We start from the raw sequence: 17693 nt of genomic DNA, 5'->3' as shown, positions 1-17693 counted from the left end.
CTCGAAATTCTAAAACTAAAATCTTATTTTTGTTGAAAACGTAAAAACATGTTAAAAGCTGGAGTTTTAGGTGCTGGACATCTTGGGAAAATTCATTTAAGGCTTCTTAAGCAATCAGAAAAATACCAACTTGTTGGTTTCTATGATGCGGATGAAGCCAATGCAAAGAAAATTGAAGCTGAATTTGGCTATAAATACTTTAATTCTATCGATGCTTTAATTGATGCTGTAGACATGGTAGATATTGTAACTCCAACGCTTTCGCATTACGAATGTGCGCAAAAAGCCATTGCAAAAGGAAAGCATATCTTTATTGAAAAACCAATCACAAATACGGTTGAAGAAGCAGAACATATTAGAGAACTCTTGGCACAACACAATATTCGTGGGCAAGTAGGACATGTAGAAAGGTTTAATCCTGCTTACTTAGCGGTTAAAGATCAGATAGTAAACCCTATGTTTATTGAGTGTCATCGTTTGGCAGAATTTAATCCCCGAGGTACAGATGTTCCTGTTGTATTAGATTTAATGATTCATGATATTGATATTATCTTAAGTGTGGTAAAGTCCACAGTTAAGCATGTGTCTGCTAGTGGCGTATCGGTAATTAGCGAAACACCAGATATTGCAAATGCCAGAATTGAATTTGAAAACGGTTGCGTAGCAAATTTAACAGCTAGTAGAATTTCTTTAAAAAATATGCGCAAGTCCAGATTCTTTCAAAGAGATGCTTACATTTCTGTCGATTTTCTTGAAAAGAAATGCGAAGTTGTAAAAATGAAAGACGCACCTAAAAAACCTGGAGATTTCGATATGATTTTGCAAAATGCGGAAGGTGTTAAAAAACAAATTTATTTCGATAATCCAGAAATAGCAGCTAACAATGCTATTTTAGATGAACTAGAATCTTTTGCAGATGCAATAAACAACAGTAGATCGCCCATAGTTACTCTGCACGATGGTACAGAAGCTCTACGAGTGGCAACCATGATTATCGATCAATTTTAATTTTTTGTTCAGACCTAAGTAAGAACCAAAAATATAACATAAACAAGATTTCCTTTTATAGGGAATAAAAAATATTTTTTTTATGAAAAACATAGCAGTAATTGGAGCTGGAACCATGGGAAATGGAATTGCTCACACTTTTGCTCAAAGTGGATTTAAAGTACAACTTATAGATATTAGCGAAGCTTCTTTAAAAAGAGGAATGGATACCATTTCCAAAAACTTAGATAGAATGGTTTCTAAAGATAGAATTACAGAAGCTGATAAGACAGAAACCTTAGCAAATATAACTACTTATACTAAAATTGATGAAGGAGTTAAGGCTGTAGACTTAGTAGTAGAAGCTGCTACAGAAAACCTGGATTTAAAACTAAAAATCTTTAAACAATTAGATGAAGCTTGTCCTAAAGACGCTATTTTGGCAAGTAATACGTCTTCTATTTCAATTACCCAAATTGCAGCAGTAACTTCCAGACCAAGTAAAGTAATTGGGATGCATTTTATGAATCCGGTACCTATTATGAAATTAGTTGAAATTATTCGTGGTTATAATACGAGTAATGAAGTAACTAATACCATAATGGATTTATCTAAAAAGCTTGGTAAAACTCCAACAGAAGTTAACGATTATCCTGGTTTTGTTGCCAATAGAATTTTAATGCCAATGCTTAACGAAGCCATTGAAACTCTTTATAATGGCGTAGCTGGTGTTGAAGAAATAGATACTGTTATGAAACTTGGAATGGCTCACCCAATGGGACCATTACAACTAGCAGATTTTATTGGCTTAGACATTTGCCTTTCTATTTTAAATGTAATGTACGACGGTTTTAAAAACCCAAAATACGCACCTTGTCCCCTATTGGTAAATATGGTAATGGCCGGAAAACTTGGTGTAAAATCTGGTGAAGGTTTTTACGATTATTCGGAAAGTAGAAAAGCAGAACAAGTAGCAAAACAATTCTTAAAGTAAATTAAACGGTTATTTCGAAGACCAATGGCATATCAATCCTTTTGCTATGTCTTAAATTTAGAACATATTATTTTTAGATGAATTTGAAATAACAAAAAACAATTCCTGCTTTTGCAGGAAATAAACATGGCAAAAATACTCCCTTTTAAAGCAGTAAGACCAACACGAGACAAAGTGAGCTTGGTTGCAGCAAGGTCGTATCAAAGTTATTCTAAAGAGCAATTGGAGTCTAGATTACGAGACAACCCTTTTTCGTTTTTACAAATTGTAAACCCAGGTTACAGGTTCGATAAGGAGGTTTCTGGAGAATCCAGATATAGCCTGGTTAAAAATAGGTATTTAGAATTTAAGGAAGATGGCATCTTTACACAAGACAACACTCCTTGTTACTATATTTATAAGATTGTAGATAGAGAAAATCAAGAGTTTAACGGAATTGTAGCTGCCGTAAATGCAGAAGATTATGAAAAAAATGTTGTTAGAAAACACGAAGATACCATCGAATACCGGGAAGTAATCTTTAAAGAATACCTAAAAACTGTTGGCTTTAATGCAGAACCCGTACTCCTTACCTATCCTGATAATCCAGCCATTAAATCTATTATAAACAAAGTTCAGAAAGAACGAGCCGAATTTGAGTTTACAACTACGTACAGAGATACGCATTATTTATGGAAGGTAGATAATATAAAAACTATTGAAACCTTAAAAGCTGAATTCAATAATATTCCCACTATTTATATTGCCGATGGTCACCACAGATCTACATCATCTTATTTATTATACAAGGATTTAAAGAAAGCTAATCCGGAGCATAATGGCACTGAACCCTATAACTTTTTTATGAGTTATTTAATTCCAGAATCCGACTTACAAATTCATGCCTTTAACAGATTAGTAAAAGATTTAAACGGCTTATCTAAAGAAGAGTTTTTAATTCAGCTAGACACCAATTACAGAATAGAAAACAGAGGAGAAATTCCATATCAACCATCAAAAAAACATCATTTTAGCATGTACTTAGATGGTGAATTCTACTCTCTGCATTTGCGTAAAACTGTTTATAAAATGGAATCATCTTTAGACGGATTAGATTCTCAAATTCTTTATAAGACTATTTTAAACCCCGTTTTAGGGATTGAAGATTTAAGGAATGATCAAAGAATCTCATATATTAACGGCAAGAAAGACTTAGTAAATATTAAATCTAGTGTAGATAGAGGCGAATTTAAAGTTGGTTTTGTAATGATTCCCGTTCTAGTAGAAGAAATGAAACAAATTGCAGACGACGGTCTTATTATGCCTCCTAAAAGCACTTATATAGAACCCAAATTACGAAGTGGCGTTACTATTTACGAGTTTTAACAAATTCCTATGTAAATAGGAATCTTATGTTTAAATTTTATATTAATTAAGAATAGCATCTATACATGTCAATAAAACAAAATCTCAATCAGATAAAATCTTCATTACCAGAACAAGTGACTCTTGTGGCTGTATCAAAAACCAAACCTGTTAGCGAAATTATGGAAGCTTACAACGCTGGACAACGCATTTTTGGAGAAAATAAAATCCAGGAAATGGTCGAAAAACAAGAAGAAATGCCAAATGATATAGAATGGCATATGATTGGTCATGTACAGAGAAACAAAGTAAAATACATGGCTTCTTTTGTAAGTTTAATTCATGGAGTTGAAAACTTTAGAACCTTAAAAGAGATTAACAAACAAGCCAAAAAACACGAGAGAGTAATAAACTGTTTACTTCAAATAAAAATAGCTGAAGAAGATTCTAAATTTGGTATGACGGCCAACGAAGCTTCAGAAATATTACGATCAAACGAATTTGAAGAATTAAAAAACATTAAAGTTGTTGGAGTCATGGGAATGGCAACCTTTACAGACGACCAAGATCAGATTAAAACAGAATTCACCCAATTAAAAACAACTTCTAATCAGTTAAAATCTTTAAATTCAGATTTAGAAATTATTTCCATGGGCATGAGTGGCGATTATCCATTGGCTATTGCTTGTGGCAGTAATATGATTCGTGTTGGAAGTCGTATTTTTGGAGAACGAAACTATAATTAATAGATACTAGCCATATTCTACTAAAACTTAACATTAAAAAAACAATATACAATTTACGCAATATTAGATATAGAAACCACTGGTGGTAAATACAATGAAGAAGGTATTACAGAAATAGCTATCTATAAATTTGATGGCCATGAGGTTGTAGACCAATTTATAAGTTTAGTAAATCCAGAGCGTGAAATTCAACCTTTTGTTGTTAATCTTACGGGTATAAACAGCAATATGCTTAAAAATGCACCAAAATTTTACGAAGTTGCTAAACGTATTATAGAAATTACAGAAGATTGCGTAATTGTTGCCCATAATTCTGAATTCGATTATAGAATTTTAAGAACAGAATTTGATCGTTTAGGCTTTGAATATAAGCGAAAATCACTTTGTACGGTGTCTTTGTCCAAAACCTTAATTCCAGATCAGCCTTCTTACAGTTTAGGAAAGTTAACTAGATCATTAGGGATTCCTATTAGCGATAGACATAGAGCAAATGGAGATGCTATAGCAACGGTAAAACTCTTTAAAATGCTTTTAGCAAAAGACGTTAAAAAGGTAATTATTCAAGATGCAATAAAGGTGGAACCTAGCTTTAAAATGGAGCCTAATTTAAAGCAAATTTTAAATGGACTACCACATTCTACTGGTGTTTATTACATTCATAATAAAAATGGAGAGATCATTTATATTGGAAAAAGTAAGAATATTAAAAACAGACTTAGTCAGCATTTTACCAATACCAATGCCAAGTCTAAAAAAATACAATTACAAACATCTGCAGTTACTTATGAAACCACAGGGAACGAATTAATTGCCTTATTAAAGGAAAGTGAAGAAATTAAACGTAACAAACCCATTTTTAATAGAGCCCTACGAAGAACCGTTTTTACACATGCACTTTATAGCTTTACGGATAAGGATGGATATATAAATTTACAAATAGACAAAGCAGATGGTAGAAAAAAAGCCATTACTACTTTTAGCACTAAAAACAGCGCCAAACAATTTTTGTTTAAAGCCGTAGAAGAATTTAATCTTTGTCAGAAACTTACAGGCCTTTATCCAACCAAAGGTAGTTGTTTTAATTATACAATTAAACAATGCGAAGGTGCGTGCATAAAAGAAGAAACTCTGGATTTGTATAACCAACGTGTTAACAAGTTAATCGAAAAATACGCCTATAAAAACAAAAACATGGTTATTGTTGATAAAGGTCGAGATGTTGGAGAACGCAGTGTAATTTTAATAAAAAATGGTATTTATACAGGTTATGGATACGTCAATCTTAATTATCAAATTAATAATGTAAATGTTTTAGAATCTCTAATTACACCCATGGAAAACAATAGAGATACACAGCATATTATTCAAAACTATTTAAGAAGAAATAAGAATATAAAATTAATCTCTCTAGACACTAGATGAAAATAACCTACCTAGCCCTCCTATTACTTCTCCCCTTTTCTTCTAATGCTTAATTTGGATTTAATTCACACGATTATTCAGTAACTCTTGCAGATCTAGAAACCAATTTATTCGATAAAGATTCTACAGCAAACGCTTTAGTTATTTATGAATATGGTAATAGTTATATTGATAAGAAATCTTTTAATCTTATTTCTGAAGTAAAGCGAAAAATAAAAATTATTAACAGTATAGGGTTTGACAAAGCCACCATAACTGTTGCTTTATATAATGATGGTAAGAAAAAAGAAAAGTTTAGTAATATAATTGCCACAACTTATAATTTAGAAGATAATTCCGTTGTCCACACAAAACTAAGAGGTAATGAAATATTTGAAGAAAAATATAACGACAATTATACCCTAATAAAATTTACACTACCCAATATTAGAGAAGGCTCTGTTTTAACTTATAGTTACACCACTGAATCTCCATTTCTTTTTAATTATAAAAGTTGGGAATTTCAAGACGATATTCCAAAACTCTATAGCGAGTATAACACAAGTATTCCTGCAAACTATGAATACCATATTAAGTTGGTAGGTTTCTTAAAATTAGACCTAAAAGAAAGCAAAATAGAAAAATATTGTTTGACAGTTCATGGAGGAGGCCATTCGGATTGTACAGTTTCTAAATATGTTATGGAAGATGTTCCTGCTTACAAAGAAGAGGACTATTCAACTACTAAGGACAATTATTTAGCAAAATTAGGATATGAGCTTAATACTGTAAAGTTGTTTGATGGAAGAGTCGATAAAATAAGTAAAACATGGAAAGATGTAGATAAAGAATTAAGAGCGGATAGCAGATTTGGTAGACAATTAAATATAAAAATCTCAAATGATTCGTTTACTTCTGAAACAGATGAATTAAAAAGAGCCGAAAACATTTACTCTTTCGTACAAAACGAATACACATGGAATGAAACCTATAATATTTTTGGCGATACTTCTGTAAAAGACTTAATGAAAAATAAATCTGGAAGTGCAAGTGAAATAAATATTCTTTTGCATAATCTTCTTGAAGAAAATAACATAGCTGTGAAGCCTGTTCTATTATCAACTAGAGCAAATGGTTTTGTTACTAAGATATTTCCTGTAATTTCAGAGTTTAACTATCTAATTGTTCAAGCAACTATTAATAATAAGACCTACTTTCTAGATGCTACAGATAGTTATTTACCATTTGGAGAATTACCTTTTAGGTGTTTAAACAGGGATGGTAGGCTATTAGATTTTAAAAAAGGTAGTTCATGGGTAGATTTAACACCTAGTGAAACTTCAATCATTCAATACAAAGTAAATTTAAAATTAGAAGAAGATGTTTTGGTTGGAAAATTAAACACAACTGCAACAGGTTACCAGGCTCTACCTTTAAAAAAGAGTTACTATGCAAACCAAACCACTTATTTAAATAACTATAAAGAAAAGTATCCTTCAATTGATTTTACAGACCATAAAGTAACTAGTAATGGAAAATCAAGTGATACGTATTTAGAAGAATTTAATATAGCATATACTATAGAAGACATTGGCGGAAAACTATACATCAATCCGTTTCTTTTTAAATTATTGAAAGAAAACCCATTAAAACTTAAAGAAAGAACTTATCCAATAGACTTTGGATATAAAGACACCTATCTTTATACTCTAAAATTAGATATAGATGAAAATTACGACATTCTTGAAATCCCTAAAGACTTAAAGCTTGGATTACCTAACAACAAAGGGCTTTTAATTTTTAGCACCAAAGTAACAGAAGGTTCCATACTATTGTACTTTAAATTTAACTTCACCGAAACCATCTATAATCCAGAGTATTACAAAAGTTTAAAACAGTTTATGGGCACGATTGTAGACATTCAAAAAAACTCCTTATTAGTATTAAAACGTAAATAGCAATTCTTTTAGTACTTTTGACCCTATGGCCGAACGTAAACCCGATGTAAGTTGGAAAGAAAAACTTTATATAATAATATATGAAGCAGATACTCCAGCAGGGAAATTATTTGATCTCATATTATTAGTTACTATTCTAGCTAGTATTATTCTTGTTATGTTAGAAAGTGTTAAAAGCATTGATACTAGGTTTCATACGTTTTTAGACATTTCTGAATGGATTATAACCATCCTTTTTACTATAGAATATATTGCCAGAATAATTACCGTTAAACGACCGTTAAAATACATTACCAGTTTTTATGGTGTTATCGATTTGCTTTCTACCATTCCTAAATATGTATCTTTAATTTTTGCAGGAACTCACGCTTTAGTAGCATTAAGAGCTTTACGCTTATTAAGAATTTTTAGAATTTTAAAATTAGCTAGATTCTTAGGAGCTTCTAACACTTTATTAAGTGCTTTAAAAGCGAGTAGAGTAAAAATATCTGTGTTTTTATATGCCATTATTATTATTTCCATTATTCTAGGTACAATTATGTATTTGGTAGAAGGCGAAGAAAACGGGTTTACTAACATTCCAAAAAGTGTTTATTGGTGTATTGTAACACTTACTACTGTAGGGTTTGGAGATATTACACCACAAACTCCTGTCGGTCAATTTATAGCGAGTTTAATTATGATTTTAGGGTATGGTATTATAGCCGTTCCTACGGGAATTGTTACTGCAGAGTTTACCTCGCAATCCAAAGAATCACTTCCTAAGAAAAAAGACAAACCCATTCAGTTAAATACAAAATGTTGCGAAAACTGTCTGTCTAGCAATCATCAAGACAATGCTGAGTATTGCGACAAATGTGGCTATAAATTGTAAAAAAACCATTAATTAAAACTACTAGCTGATCATTAAAAATGAACAGAATAAAACTCAATAAAAACCTTTTTAGCTTCAGATTGCTGCAATATATTTTAACCGGACAAACCTTTTTATAAGATGGCAAAAACTCTTATTTCCGTTGTAGGTCCTACCGCTATAGGAAAAACTACTCTAAGCATTAAGTTGGCCAATTATTTTAAAACTGAAATTATTTCAGCAGATTCCAGACAGTTTTATAAAGAAATGTCTATAGGTACGGCTGCTCCTACTTTAACTGAATTGGCTTCGGCTAAACATCATTTTATACATCATAAATCAATTAATGATAGTTATAATGTTGGAGCCTTTGAAAAAGATGCCATAAAGTGTTTAGATCAGCTTTTTAAAACCCACGACTACGTTATTATGGTAGGTGGTTCTGGACTGTATGTAGATGCTGTGGTTAACGGATTAGACTATTTTCCTGAAGTGGATTCTGATATTAGAAAAGAATTAAATAAGACCTTAGAAACTGAAGGATTAGAAATACTTCAACAAAAATTAAAAAAATTAGATCCTAAAGCCTTCAAAAGTATAGCTATAGATAATCCGCAACGTGTTATTCGTGCCTTAGAAATTTGCATAGGTTCTGGAAAACCCTATTCTTCATTTTTAAACAAAGACAAAAATAAGAGACCTTTTAAAACCATTCATATTGGTTTAACTGCAGATAGAGAAATTATCTATAACAGAATTAACAAACGTGTAGATTTGATGGTTCAGGAAGGACTATTAGAAGAGGTTAAGAAACTAGAAGGCAAACAAGATCTTAATGCATTAAATACTGTAGGTTATAAAGAATTGTTTAAATATTTTAAAGGAGAATTGACTTTAGATTTTGCTGTATCTGAAATTAAGAAAAACTCCCGAAGATTTGCTAAAAGACAACTTACTTGGTTTCGAAAAAAAGAAGACTATATCTGGTTTGATTATAAAACATCTTTAGATGATATTTTGGAAGTCATTAATACAAAGACATCAGAAAATTCATAATATATTAAGCCAAAATATAATCTAAAGTAACCTATGGTTTCTTAGACCATTTTTTTAAAAAAAGGCATAAAAAAACCGAAGCTATTAAGCCTCGGTTTTTTAATATAATAAGCTTTTAAGCTACTATATCTTGAATAAGATACCAAATGCAGCATTTCCTCCAAATGGGTTAGCAACATCTCCAAAACCAAAGTTAAAGTTTGTAACAGCTTCTCCTTTCACATCACCAACTTTTGTTTTACCGCTAGAGAAAGACAAGATATCTTTTAAACCAAATGTTAAAGCAATCTTTTCAGTCACAAAATAATTGATTCCTAAATCAAGACCTGCACCAAAAGCATCAAACTTTTCGTCAAAAACACCACCTTTATCTTTAGCAGATGCATAACCAGCACCTAATTCAGTATACGTTTTAAAACGTTTACCTAAATCTAAGAAGTAGTAACGTGCAAATACTCCAGCACCAAAACCATCAACATCAGCTGTAGTAGTTCCGGCAACTTTAGTTTTAGACGATGCGTAAGACAAATCAAGACCAAGCGCTAAATCGTCAGTTAAAAAATAACCAGCTTTAGGGCTAATGTTAAAGCCACTAGCTTTTTCTTCTGTATTTTTATCATTAGAACTATTGAATCCAACGTTACCTTCTATAAAGATATCGCCTTCACCAAAACCATAAACACTAACGTCTTCTTGTGCGTTAACATTTGCAAATCCAAAAACTGCTACTGCAGCCATAATTGCTATTTTTTTCATAATAAATTTGAGATTAAATTGTTTTTAATTAATTGGCAAATTTAGTGGTTTAAGTCAATGTGGACGACTAACAAATGCTAAGTTATTCTTAAAAACATCTAAAAAAAATGGGCCCCTAAAATATTAGTTAATAAACAAGTTTTTTGCGACTAATTTTATGGAAATTTTTAAGTTTTAATCCATATCATTATCAACAAAAAAAGGACCGTCTTTTCAGACAGTCCTTTAACTTTTATAAAAATTGTTGAAATTATAAAGTAAACTCTATTCCTAATCCAATAGTTGACCAATTTCCTCCATCTACGCTAACGCCAGAATAAGAAATATTTGCTCCAATCATATCTGTAAAGCTATATCCAACTCTTGGACGGTAATAAAATCCACCATCATTACCATCATTAATTCCAATAGCATAACCTAAATCCACTCCAATATAAAGAGCTTCTGTAGCTTTAAAACGTGCTGCAGCTGCAACAGGAATAAATTGAACGTCATCGTAATCAGCTTCTACTGTATAACCTAATATAGTTACAGTTTCTGTTTTTCCAAATGCATTAGAAAATCCAGTAGCAGCACCAACCTCAAACTTTTCTGATACCTCTACTAAATAAGCGGCATCTAAACCAATACTAAAAGAAGAAAAATCTCCAGCATCACCAACTGGAAGAGCAAAGTTAGCACCTAATTTGAATCCTCCTTGAGCACTCATTATTGAAAATCCGAAAACTGCAATAGCTGCAGTTAAAAATAATTTTTTCATAATTTATTATATATTTAAATTGATTAATTTATAAGACAAACTAAGTGTTTTTTTGCGAATTAAAAAAGTACTTAGTATAATTATTAACATTTAGAAAATCTATTTTACACAAAAGCTACATTACCAAGTAGTTACACTTAAAGTTGTTAACAATTTAAACTGATTATAGACTTAAAAGCCCTTAATTATCCTATTTAGATAGTCTTTTTAGTCTATTTTTGTTTTCATGAAATGGGAATACGCTTTAAAAGATTATAAACTGTATCTAAAGATAGAAAGAGGCCTCTCTGCGAACTCCATTACTAGCTATAGCTTGGATGTAGAGAAATTAATAAAGTTTTTAGAACGCAATAATATGTCAGCTTCTCCTCTATCTATTAGTAAGGAAGATATTCAACTATTTATTTACGACATAGCAAAACAAGTAAATGCTAGAAGTCAATCCCGGATTATTTCTGGGCTGCGTAATTTTTTTAATTATCTTATTTTCGAGGACTATAGAACAGATAACCCTTTAGATTTAATAGAGTCGCCAAAAATTGGCAGAAAACTTCCGGACACACTTTCTGTAGAAGATATTAACCACTTAATAAATGCTATAGATTTAAGCAAGCCTGAAGGCGAACGCAATCGGGCCATGCTGGAAACCTTATATAGCTGTGGCTTACGTGTAAGTGAATTGACAAACTTAAAAATTTCAGATTTATTCTTTGAAGAAGGTTTTATAAAAGTAACTGGAAAAGGAGATAAACAACGTTTTGTACCTATAGTAACATCTGCGCAGAAATTTATTAATATATATAAAAAGGATGTCCGCATTCACCTAAATATTCAAAAAGGACATGAAGATACGTTGTTTTTAAACCGAAGAGGAAAACAACTTACCAGAGCCATGATTTTTACCATTATAAAACAACTTGCAGTAAAGATAGAATTAAACAAAAATATCTCTCCACATACGTTCAGGCATTCATTTGCTACTCATTTATTAGAAAATGGAGCCGACTTAAGAACCATTCAGCTCATGCTAGGTCATGAAAGTATTACCACTACCGAAATCTACATGCATGTAGATAAAAGTCATTTAAAAAATGTGCTCCACAGTTTCCACCCACGAAAATAAATTATAAATTTTTGACAAATTCCTATTCAAATAGCTGATTATTAATTATTTTAGTAGGAAAGAGCTTAGCAATTTCCCAATTCTCTCATTTTAATAGCAACAATTTAATAACAAATTGATGTAGAAATATGGATTTTAAAAACTCTGATATCACAAATAACTCAAGTCCTAAAGCTTATAGTGAAAAACGGATGTGGCAACTGGCGGTCGAGATAACCAATGTTGGAGTCTGGGAATTTAATGCCTTAAGTAATAAGGTGTATTTTTCTGAAGCTTCCAAGCGCATTATTGGTTTTGAAGACGACCCTACTTTTGGAGATGAAATAAATGACTGGAACAATCGTGTACACCCAGAAGATAAGGCAAAGTATTTTCAAGATTATCAAGATCATATTAATGGTTTAACTCCCATGTATGTTAACGAACATCGCATAAAATGTAAAGATGGGAGCTATAAATGGATTTTAGATAAAGGAAAAATAGTTGAAGAAGATAAAAATGGAAATCCCATTCGGTTTATTGGAACACATGTAGATATAAGTAAGCATGTTGAAAATCAGATAAAGCTAACGGACACCTTAAATATTATAACAAAACAAAACAATCAACTTAAAAACTTTGCACATATTGTAACTCATAATTTAAAGCAACATGCTGCCAATTATGAAAGCTTATTAATTTTTCATGCAGAAGCTACAACCAATCACGAAAAGGAAGAGATAGTAGATTATCTAAAAACCTTATCCACTTCTTTAACAAAAACAATTGGGAATTTAACCGAAATTGTATCTGTTCAAAACAACAGAACAGCTAAATTAGAAAAGCTATATCTGGCAAAAGAAGTAGATCATATCTTAAATGTTTTAAATCTTGTTATTACAGAAAATAAGGCAAAAGTTAAAAATAGAATTCATTCTAATTTGTATATCTATTATAACCCATCTTATATTGAAAGTATTATTCAAAATCTATTAACAAATGCCATAAAATATAAGCATCCAGATAGAGATCCAGAAATTATTGTTGAAAGTTATATTAATGGAAAAACCATACAAATTAAAATAACAGATAATGGTATAGGAATTGATTTAGAGAAATTTGGAGATTCCATTTTTGGACTTTATAAAACTTTTCATAAAAATGATGATGCCGAAGGCGTTGGGCTCTATTTAATAAAAAATCAAATAGAAACTTATGGCGGAAAAATTGAAGTACATAGTAAAGTTAATATAGGAACCAGCTTTATTATTACCATTCCAAATGAAAAAAAATTAGTACCTAACGAAGTTCTTTATAGTTAATGCTAATTTAAACATCAGAATTAAAGTGTCTGGAGCTTCTTATTTATTTTTGAAATAACTCAAATAGTTGCACAAAAAAAAACGTCATTCCTGACGTTTTTTTATTTATAGAATAAACTGCCAAAGGCAAATACTTTTTCTTACTTAGCTATATTTACAGCTCTTGTTTCTCTAATAACAGTTACCTTAACTTGCCCTGGGTAAGTCATATCTGTTTGTATTTTCTGAGAAATATTAAAAGATAAATCAACCGCTTTTTGGTCGTCCACCTTTTCGCTTTCAACTATAACTCGTAATTCTCTACCAGCTTGAATAGCATAAGCTTTTTTAACACCTCCAAAACCAAAGGCAATATCCTCTAGATCCTTTAAACGTTGAATATAACTATCTAATACCTGACGTCTAGCTCCAGGTCTAGCTCCTGAAATAGCATCACAAACCTGTACAATAGGTGCTAAAAGTGAGGTCATCTCTATTTCGTCGTGATGCGCTCCAATGGCGTTACAAACGTCTTCTTTTTCACCAAACTTTTCTGCCCATTGCATTCCAAGAATTGCGTGTGGTGTTTCCATATCTGCTTCAGCATCTGGTACTTTTCCAATATCATGCAATAGTCCAGCGCGCTTAGCTAATTTAGGATTTAAACCTAATTCGGCTGCCATAACCCCACAAAGTTTTGCTACCTCTCGAGAGTGCTGTAATAAGTTTTGTCCGTAAGACGAACGATATTTCATTCTTCCTACTACTTTTACCAGTTCGGGATGTAGGTTATGAATCCCTAAGTCGATAACTGTTCTTTTACCAACTTCTATAATTTCTTGTTCTATCTGTTTGGTGGTTTTTTTAACAACCTCTTCAATTCTAGCAGGATGAATTCTTCCATCGGTAACTAGTTTATGTAAAGACAATCTTGCAATTTCTCGCCTTACGGAGTCAAAACAAGATAAAATAATAGCTTCCGGGGTATCATCAACAATAATCTCCACTCCGGTAGCAGATTCTATGGCACGAATATTTCTACCTTCACGTCCAATAATACGTCCTTTAACATCATCCGATTCAATATTAAAAACAGAGACACAGTTATCTACTGCTTCTTCCGTTCCTATACGTTGAATGGTATTTATAATAACTTTTTTAGCTTCCTGTTGGGCTGTAAGCTTTGCTTCTTCAAGGGTGTTTTGAATAAAAGACATAGCGTCACTTTTAGCTTCTCCTTTTAAAGATTCTACTAATTGCGCTTTAGCCTCTTCAGCAGATAAGCTAGAGATTACCTCAAGTTGTTCTACTTGGCTTCTATGAAGCCTTTCTATTTCCTCTTGCTTTTTATCGAGAACATCCAATCTATGAGTGTAATCTTTAACCTTTTCTTCTAATCTTTGATTGAGTTTGGCATTTTTAGATAACTCACTAGACACCTGAGATTCTTTATCTCTGGTACGTTTTTCGGCATCTGCCATTTTTTTATCTCGAGACGTAATAACTTTTTCGTGCTCGGATTTTAATTCAATAAATTTTTCTTTGGCTTGAAGAATTTTGTCTTTTTTAATGCTTTCTCCTTCACTCTTAGCTTCTTTTAAAATAGAAGCTGCAGATTTTTTAGCATTTTTTATAAGTTTTGAAGCGTTGTTCTTCTCTAGTAGTTTGGCTACTATAAAGCCGATAATAATTCCGAGTAATATGCCTCCTATTATTGATATAATTGAAATTTCCATGTTAGTTTATTTATATAAAAAAAAAGCCTACACTAGTTTGTTTTGTAATAAACTCCTTATAACAAGTTTAGGGCTAACAAACTGATCAAGAATCTGCTCGAGATACTGAAATAAATCAGCACTAGCAGCCCGCTTTTACAGTTTAAACTCACCCTTTTTAAAGAATTAATGTTGAGTTTTCCAAAAAAAGAACTAATGTAGGCAGTAACCTTATTTATTTTAAAGAACGTTTTAAGAGTTCAAATGTACTTCTAACAAATTGTTTAAAGCTTCAAGCTTTTCTTCAACATGTTCACTGACATTTTCTTTATCTATTGATTTTTGTTCTACTTGAGACGCAAATTGTAAAGCACACATAGCTAAAACATCTTGTTTATCTCTCACAGAATAACTTTGCTCAAACTGATTTATCATAGTTTCAATGTTTTTAGCAGCCTTGCGCAATCCTTCTTCTTGATTGGGCAAGATAGTTAACGGATATACCCTGTTTGCTATAGATAACTTTATTTTAAGTTGATCTGACATTGAAATTAATTAAACACTAATCGGATAATTGCGAAATACAATGGTCAATTTCTCTAATTAATGTATTTATTTTAAGCTTTGTTTCTCTTTTATTTTCGTCACTACCAAGCATCGCATTTGCAAATTTTAGCGCCTCGTACTTTTCTTCCCAAGAAATTATAACTTCTTGTTGGCTTCGAAGACTTTGTTTAGTAAGCTCCAACTCTTTCTCTAATTTTAAGTTCGTTTGCTTTACAGTTTCTAACTGTTGTAAAACTTTACCTACCTTAACTTCAAGAGTATCAACAATTTCTTCAATTTTACTCATGTACAATATGCAATACTTATCAGACAAAGTTAAGATACCTTCACATAAATTACAATTGTTTTTACATAAAATTTATAAAATGTTCTAATTGCTTGATATTATTGCAAAATAAGAGCTTCATATATCTTTTGTAGATTACATTCAAATTGATAATTTAGCAGGAATTTTAGAAAATATGAGATTTACTTTTGCCTTTTTATTTTTTATAAGTGCCAGCATTTTTGCACAAGATTATTATCCTAAAGATTACTTTGGAAATCCTTTAGACGTAACTTTGGTATTATCAGGTACTTTTGCCGAATTACGGCCAAACCATTTCCATTCTGGCTTGGATATAAAAACCCAACAACGCACAGGTTTAAAGGTTTATGCAGCAGCTAGCGGTTATGTTAGTAGAATAAAAATTTCTCATTATGGCTACGGAAAAGCCTTATATATTACGCATCCAAATGGTTATACCACTGTCTATGCGCACTTAAGTAAGTTTTCTCCTGAAATTGAAGCCTTCATAAAAAAATTGCAATACGAAAAAGAAAGCTTTGAGGTTGAAGTGTTTCCTAACACTGAAGATCTTATTGTAGAAAAAGGAGAAATAGTTGCCTATAGTGGTAATACGGGTGGTTCCGGAGGTCCGCATCTTCATTTTGAAATTAGAGATAATGCAGAAAGACCTATCAATCCTCTTTTATTTGGAATAGATATTAAAGATACTACTTTACCCGTAATTAAAGAGGTTTACGCCTACCCGATGGACAATAATTCTTATGTAAACAAATCGAACGAAAAACAAAAACTTCGATTAATCAAGCTACCTAATGGCGATTATACTGTGGAACATATTGAAGCCTATGGAAAAATTGGCTTTGCTATCGAGTCTAACGACAGGCAAGATCTAGCCTATAATAATAACGGCGTTTATAATATTCAATCTTTTTTTAATGGCAATCAGAAAATAGATATCGATTTTCAACGTTTTTCTTTCGACGAAACTAGACACCTCAATAGATTTATAGATTACGGACATTATAAAACAAAAAACGAACGCTTACAAAAATTATTTATAGATTCTAACAATCCTCTAAGCTTGTATAAAAACTCAGATAATCGTGGAATTATAACAGTGGAAGACAGTACGTCTTCTGTCTATAAAGTAGCGGTTAAAGACTTTATGAATAATACAGCCTGGTTAACTATAAACATAGAAGGGAAAAAAGAAGCAAAGGTTAAAGCAAAAGACTCCTTTGCTTCTTCTTACTATATATATGCCAACAAAGCGAACGAGTTATTACATAAAAATGTTTCTGTGGAGTTTTATCAAGACACTTTTTATGAAGACTTTTATATGGATTTTGCTATTTCAAACGATACTATCAAGTTACACGACGATAGTATTCCTCTAAAAAAGAGCTTTAAACTCTCTTATAATATTAGCAATTTTAATACTCCAGATGCCGATAAGCTGTATATTGCACGATTAGTAGGATATAAAAACTATCCATGGTATTCCAACACCAAAAGAGAGGGGAACCTACTTTACACGCATACCAAAATTCTTGGAACCTATGCCTTAGTGGCAGATACGGTAAACCCAAGTATAAGACCAATAAATTTTAAAGACGGGCAATGGTTAAGTAAATACCGTTATTTAAAATTGAAAATTGACGACGAAGGTTCTGGTATTTCTAGTTATCGAGCCACAGTTAACGGCCAATGGATTTTAATGGAATACGATTATAAAACAAAAACCATTACCCACGATTTTAACGATAATATAGTTAGTGAAACAAAAAATAATTTAAAAGTAATTGTTACTGATAATGTGGGAAATAATTCTACTTTTGAAGCTACATTTTATAGAAAATAAATA

The 17693-nt window shown here is 31.5% G+C and carries 16 protein-coding genes, 1 other RNA gene and 1 pseudogene; 12 read left to right on the top strand and 6 right to left on the bottom strand.

Annotated features, from left to right (window positions below; all coding sequences use genetic code 11):
* The first annotated feature begins 48 nt into the window (after window positions 1-48).
* From OS188_RS07000 to miaA, 9 genes and pseudogenes are all read left to right on the top strand, one after another.
* Entirely contained in the window at window positions 49-1008 is a 960-nt protein-coding gene (locus tag OS188_RS07000; protein ID WP_267148113.1) for a Gfo/Idh/MocA family protein, read from the top strand.
* Window positions 1009-1090: 82 nt separating this feature from the next.
* Window positions 1091-1981 (top strand): 3-hydroxyacyl-CoA dehydrogenase family protein, encoded by an 891-nt coding sequence (locus OS188_RS06995; RefSeq protein WP_267148112.1) that lies wholly within the window; start codon window positions 1091-1093, stop codon window positions 1979-1981.
* A 126-nt stretch (window positions 1982-2107) separates the two neighbouring features.
* Entirely contained in the window at window positions 2108-3346 is a 1239-nt protein-coding gene (locus tag OS188_RS06990) for a DUF1015 domain-containing protein (protein ID WP_267148111.1), read from the top strand.
* 65 nt (window positions 3347-3411) lie between these two features.
* On the top strand, window positions 3412-4071 hold the full coding sequence (locus tag OS188_RS06985) for a YggS family pyridoxal phosphate-dependent enzyme (protein ID WP_267148110.1): 660 nt from the start codon (window positions 3412-3414) through the stop codon (window positions 4069-4071).
* 51 nt (window positions 4072-4122) lie between these two features.
* Window positions 4123-5493 carry an exonuclease domain-containing protein gene (locus OS188_RS06980; RefSeq protein WP_267148230.1) on the top strand — a complete coding sequence of 457 codons (1371 nt, stop codon included), beginning with the start codon at window positions 4123-4125 and terminating at the stop codon, window positions 5491-5493.
* 143 nt (window positions 5494-5636) lie between these two features.
* A pseudogene (locus OS188_RS14810) lies at window positions 5637-6062 on the top strand (DUF3857 domain-containing protein); the annotation flags it as partial.
* 60 nt (window positions 6063-6122) lie between these two features.
* Window positions 6123-7430, top strand: a complete 1308-nt coding sequence (locus OS188_RS06975; protein WP_267148109.1) for a DUF3858 domain-containing protein — start codon at window positions 6123-6125, stop codon at window positions 7428-7430.
* Between the two features lie 25 nt (window positions 7431-7455).
* On the top strand, window positions 7456-8304 hold the full coding sequence (locus OS188_RS06970) for an ion transporter (RefSeq protein ID WP_267148108.1): 849 nt from the start codon (window positions 7456-7458) through the stop codon (window positions 8302-8304).
* Between the two features lie 120 nt (window positions 8305-8424).
* Window positions 8425-9339, top strand: a complete 915-nt coding sequence (gene miaA / locus OS188_RS06965; protein WP_267148107.1) for a tRNA (adenosine(37)-N6)-dimethylallyltransferase MiaA — start codon at window positions 8425-8427, stop codon at window positions 9337-9339.
* Between the two features lie 123 nt (window positions 9340-9462).
* On the opposite strand, the gene OS188_RS06960 is transcribed toward miaA, so the two are convergent.
* Complete coding sequence (locus tag OS188_RS06960) at window positions 9463-10095, bottom strand: outer membrane beta-barrel protein (RefSeq protein WP_267148106.1); 633 nt, start codon at window positions 10093-10095, stop codon at window positions 9463-9465.
* Window positions 10096-10345: 250 nt separating this feature from the next.
* Window positions 10346-10855, bottom strand: a complete 510-nt coding sequence (locus tag OS188_RS06955) for an outer membrane beta-barrel protein (protein WP_267148105.1) — start codon at window positions 10853-10855, stop codon at window positions 10346-10348.
* Window positions 10856-11081: 226 nt separating this feature from the next.
* On the opposite strand from OS188_RS06955, the gene xerD reads away from it, so the two are divergent.
* Both xerD and OS188_RS06945 read left to right on the top strand, forming a co-directional pair.
* On the top strand, window positions 11082-11978 hold the full coding sequence (gene xerD, locus OS188_RS06950; protein ID WP_267148104.1) for a site-specific tyrosine recombinase XerD: 897 nt from the start codon (window positions 11082-11084) through the stop codon (window positions 11976-11978).
* Between the two features lie 128 nt (window positions 11979-12106).
* Window positions 12107-13279, top strand: coding sequence for a sensor histidine kinase (locus OS188_RS06945; RefSeq protein WP_267148103.1), 1173 nt, complete (start codon window positions 12107-12109; stop codon window positions 13277-13279).
* A gap of 140 nt (window positions 13280-13419) precedes the next feature.
* On the opposite strand, the gene rny is transcribed toward OS188_RS06945, so the two are convergent.
* The 4 genes from rny to OS188_RS06925 form a co-directional block, all read right to left on the bottom strand.
* Window positions 13420-14994 carry a ribonuclease Y gene (rny, locus tag OS188_RS06940; protein ID WP_267148102.1) on the bottom strand — a complete coding sequence of 525 codons (1575 nt, stop codon included), beginning with the start codon at window positions 14992-14994 and terminating at the stop codon, window positions 13420-13422.
* Window positions 14995-15043: 49 nt separating this feature from the next.
* Window positions 15044-15171: non-coding RNA, 6S RNA (gene ssrS / locus OS188_RS06935), on the bottom strand.
* A 54-nt stretch (window positions 15172-15225) separates the two neighbouring features.
* Complete coding sequence (locus OS188_RS06930) at window positions 15226-15519, bottom strand: cell division protein ZapA (RefSeq protein ID WP_267148101.1); 294 nt, start codon at window positions 15517-15519, stop codon at window positions 15226-15228.
* Between the two features lie 16 nt (window positions 15520-15535).
* Complete coding sequence (locus OS188_RS06925; protein ID WP_267148100.1) at window positions 15536-15826, bottom strand: coiled-coil domain-containing protein; 291 nt, start codon at window positions 15824-15826, stop codon at window positions 15536-15538.
* A gap of 175 nt (window positions 15827-16001) precedes the next feature.
* Here OS188_RS06925 and OS188_RS06920 point away from each other — a divergent pair, with 175 nt between their 5' ends.
* On the top strand, window positions 16002-17690 hold the full coding sequence (locus OS188_RS06920) for a M23 family metallopeptidase (RefSeq protein WP_267148099.1): 1689 nt from the start codon (window positions 16002-16004) through the stop codon (window positions 17688-17690).
* The last annotated feature ends 3 nt before the right edge of the window (window positions 17691-17693 follow it).

It is taken from the genome of Xanthomarina sp. F1114, assembly GCF_026410255.1.
Classification (GTDB): domain Bacteria; phylum Bacteroidota; class Bacteroidia; order Flavobacteriales; family Flavobacteriaceae; genus Xanthomarina.
This window is presented reverse-complemented; position numbering and strand designations above follow the sequence as displayed.